Origin of the sequence: Arthrobacter sp. HMWF013, assembly GCF_003061105.1 — a bacterium.
Lineage (GTDB): Bacteria > Actinomycetota > Actinomycetes > Actinomycetales > Micrococcaceae > Arthrobacter.
Genome location: NZ_QAIQ01000555.1, coordinates 1 through 3,827 on the forward strand (window position 1 = coordinate 1; position 3,827 = coordinate 3,827).

Annotated in this window: 3 protein-coding genes; all 3 read right to left on the bottom strand. The window is 66.1% G+C overall.

All coding sequences use genetic code 11. The features are described 5' to 3' along the window. Positions 1-1,872: Stk1 family PASTA domain-containing Ser/Thr kinase (pknB, locus tag DBR22_RS19015; RefSeq protein WP_108600283.1), on the bottom strand; the 1,872-nt coding region annotated here is incomplete at its 3' end. 15 nt (positions 1,873-1,887) lie between these two features. Further along, a complete protein-coding gene (locus DBR22_RS19020; protein WP_108600284.1) occupies positions 1,888-3,555 on the bottom strand; it encodes a protein kinase domain-containing protein in 1,668 nt (555 codons plus the stop codon). Further along, a partial coding sequence (locus DBR22_RS19025; RefSeq protein ID WP_258229308.1) for a penicillin-binding transpeptidase domain-containing protein occupies positions 3,552-3,827 on the bottom strand: 276 nt, incomplete at its 5' end. The genes DBR22_RS19025 and DBR22_RS19020, both read right to left, overlap by 4 nt.

Genomic DNA, 3,827 nt, shown 5'->3' on the forward strand with positions numbered 1-3,827 from the left:
GGCTACCACAATCGCGATGGTCTTACCCTGATCGACGCTGGAGTTCACGCCGTCGCTCTGGTCCGTGACCCGGCCGGCCTCAACCTCTGAGTTCTCCACTTCCTGGACGACGGGGACCAGTCCCAGTTCCTTCAGCGCCGCCTCTGCGTCGGCTCGGGTGCGGCCGCGCAGTTCGGGCATGGCCACCTTGCCGGTGGAAATGACGATCTCCACGGTGCTGCCCACGGCGACCTGCTGGCCGGGTGCAGGGCTGGTGGTGATGACACGGCCCCCGGGGACCGTGGCACTGTTGGCAGTGGTCGTTGACGCGGCACCCAGCAGTCCGTTCTGGCGCAGGATGTCCCGGGCCGCAGCCTCCGTCTGGCCCGGGAGGTTCTCCGGAATCTTCACAGCGGCGGGACCGTCGGAGATATTCAGGATCACCTCAGCGCTGGGATCGAGCTCCGTTCCGGCCACAGGATCGGTGCCAATGGCAACACCTGTGGGGACGGTTTCGTGTTTGACGCGCTGGCTCTTCGGACGGAGGTTTGCTCCATAGAGTTCCTGGAGTGCTGCGGACTCCGTGAGAGCGGCCACCACCGGGACGGGGATCTTCGCCGGCGGCGGGGCCGGACGGTTCACGATGTTGTACACCCACAGCCCGCCTCCTCCCAGAACCAGGAGGGTGAAGATCACCAGGGTGGCGATCCACGTACGACGGCGGGACTTCTGCCGGGCGGTGCGCTCACGTTCCGGGGCGAATCCCAGGGGCAGTTCGCCGCTGTCCGGGCCCGCCGAGGCACCGGCGCCCGTCACGGGAAGTATTGGCCCGTCGGTGCGGGTGTCATCGGAGGAGCGCTGGCCCGCCGGGGCGTCGTCCATGAAGCTGGCACCGGTCAGTGCGAAGGCTTCTGTTGCAGGCGTGCTTTCGGGGGTTGGGACGTGGTCATGGGGATCCGTGGGGGCCTCGCTCGAGGCCAGGGCAGGAACAGCAACTCCCGCCCGTGCGGCGCGCAGCGCACGCCGGAACGCGGCCGCATCCTGGAACCGGTCGTCCCGGTTCTTCTGCAGGGCTTTGGCGAGGACACTGTCCAGCGCCGGTGATACCTCAGGGTTCAGGCTGCTGGCAGGCTCCGGAATCTCCCGGACGTGCTGGTACGCCACAGAGACCGGGCTGTCACCGATGAACGGAGGGCGGGAAGTCAGCATTTCGTAGAGCAGGCATGCAGCGGAGTAAAGATCGCTGCGGGCATCAACGGTTTCGCCCCGCGCCTGTTCCGGCGAGAGGTACTGTGCCGTTCCCACCACGGCCTGGGTCTGGGTCATGGTGGCTGAGGAGTCAGCCATGGCCCGGGCGATCCCGAAGTCCATGACCTTGATGGAGTTGGAGCCTTCGCAATACATCACGTTGGCTGGTTTGATGTCCCGGTGGACTATGCCGGCCTTGTGGCTGTATTCCAGGGCAGCGAGGACGCCCAGGGTGTACTCGATGGCCCGGTCGATGCTGACTTCCTTGGCCCGGATCAGATCCCGCAGCGTCTTTCCCTCAACAAACTCCATCACGATGTACGGGACCCGGATGTCCTCGGTACCGTCCGGGACGACGTGCTCGCCGGTGTCATAGATGGCAACGATCGAGGAGTGGTTCAACGCCGCCACAGACTGCGCTTCACGCTTGAAACGGGCCTGGAACTGCGGATCCCGGGCCATGTCCGGACGGAGCAGCTTGATGGCCACGGTCCGCCCAAGCCGGGTATCAACTCCGCTGTGGACATCTGCCATCCCCCCACGGCCGATCAGGCCGCCGAGTTCGTAGCGTCCGCTCAGGACACGCTGGTTATCCACCGGGAGGCTGTCCTCCCGGTGGAGCGGGGTGCGGGTTGAATCATTCATGGGAGATCCTGGCGGTTACGGCGTGCAGGTAGCAGGCGTACCCGGCAGCTGGCCGGGATCGCAGGTGGCGATTGCGGACGGGGCGGCGGAAGCCGGCGGCGAGGAAGTGGTCGGTACCGGAGCCGTAGTGGGGATGGCCACGGCATAGGTCACGGTCACCTCTGTTCCCTTCGGCACGGTGCCTGTGGGGTTGACCTGGAGGACCGTTCCGGCGGCGGCAGTGCTTTGCTGCGGAATGACGCGCACGGACAGGCCCATGGTTTCCAGGGTTGCCTGGACCTGACGGTAGTCCTTGCCCAGGTAGGCGGCCGAGATGATATCCACGGTGGTGGGCGTCGGCGGTGGAGTAGGCGTGGCAGTGGTCCGTGTGGGCGTGGGGGTCGCGGACGTCGCCGTCACTGACGGGCTGGCACTGGTGGGGGGCGGGCTGCTGGACGCGGACGTTGTCACTGCGTCCTTGGCCGGAAAGAGAATCCCCTGTTGGCTCAGGAAGAACCCCACCAGCGCGAACAGGACCAGCAGGATCAAAGCGATCAGAGGCCAGGTCCAGGGGCTGCGGCCGCGACGATCGGGCTCATCGGAGGGCTCGTCGTCGTACGTTTCCTCTTCCTGGACCCAGCTGCGCTCGGCGGCCAGGGCGTCCGCACGCGAAAGCGTGCTCCCGGTTCCGGTCCCTGCAGCACCTGCAGCGGCACCCGCGGCTGCGGCTCCGAGGACCGGCAACGCGGAGGTGGACGCTTCCCTGCTGTCCTTCTGGCTGATGACGCCGGTGGGTGCCGTGGCAATGTCCACCGGCGCAGTGATGGCGCCGGTACCACCTTCGAACAGGAGCATTCCGGGCACGGCTGCATGAGCGGCGTTGATATCGCCGTTGCGGATGGCTTCCGCGGCTTCGGAAAGTTTAATGGCGTTGGCCGGGCGGTTCTTGGGGTCCTTGGCGAGCATGGACATCAGCAGGGCGCGGACCGGTTTGGGCAAGGTGTCCGGCAGCGGCGGCGGGGCGTCGTTGACCTGGGCCAGTGCAATCGCGATCTGCGACTCACCGGAGAACGGCCGGTGTCCGCTCAGGCACTCGTAACCGATGACGCCGAGGGAGTAGATGTCCGAGGATCCCGTGGCCGTCTGGCCGGTGGCCTGCTCCGGGGCGAGGTACTGGGCGGTACCCATCACCTGGCCGGTCTGCGTGAGCGGGACCTGGTCTGCGAGGCGGGCGATGCCGAAGTCGGTAACCTTGACGCGGCCGTCCGGGGTGATCAGCAGGTTGCCGGGTTTGATATCGCGGTGCACCAGCCCCTGCGCGTGGGCGACCGAAAGCGCCCGTGCCGTCTGGGCAATCATGGACAGCGTACGGTCCGGGGACAGAACCTGTTCGTGTTCGATGATGCTGCTCAGCGGCTGGCCCGGAACGAGTTCCATGACCAGGTATGCCGAACCCTCTTCCTCGCCGTAGTCAAAGACGTTGGCGATGCCCACGTGGTTCAACAGGGCGGTGTGGCGTGCCTCGGCACGGAAGCGCTGGAGGAAGCCGGGGTCCCCGGTGTACTCCTCCTTCAGCACCTTGATGGCCACGATGCGGCCCAGGACAAGGTCCTTGGCCTTCCAGACCTCCCCCATCCCGCCGATCGCGATCCGCGTGGTCAGCTGGAATCTGCCGCCGAGGGTGATTCCTGTTGTTGGCCTCACTTGTTCAACACCGCCTCAAAAATCTTTTTCGCGTTCGGACTGGTTAGCTGTGCGCCGGTGGTGATGTCTACGCCCTCCATGACGATCGTGACACCCACCTGCGGGTTGTTCGCCGGGGCGAACCCGGTGAACCAGGAGTTGTTCAGGCCATTGCCCAGTTCGGCGGTTCCGGTCTTACCTGCAACCTGAACGCCTGAGACGGCGGCTCCCCGGGCGATGCCCTGCGAGACCGCGCTGGTCATCCATTCGGTGATCTGCCGGGCGATTTCCGG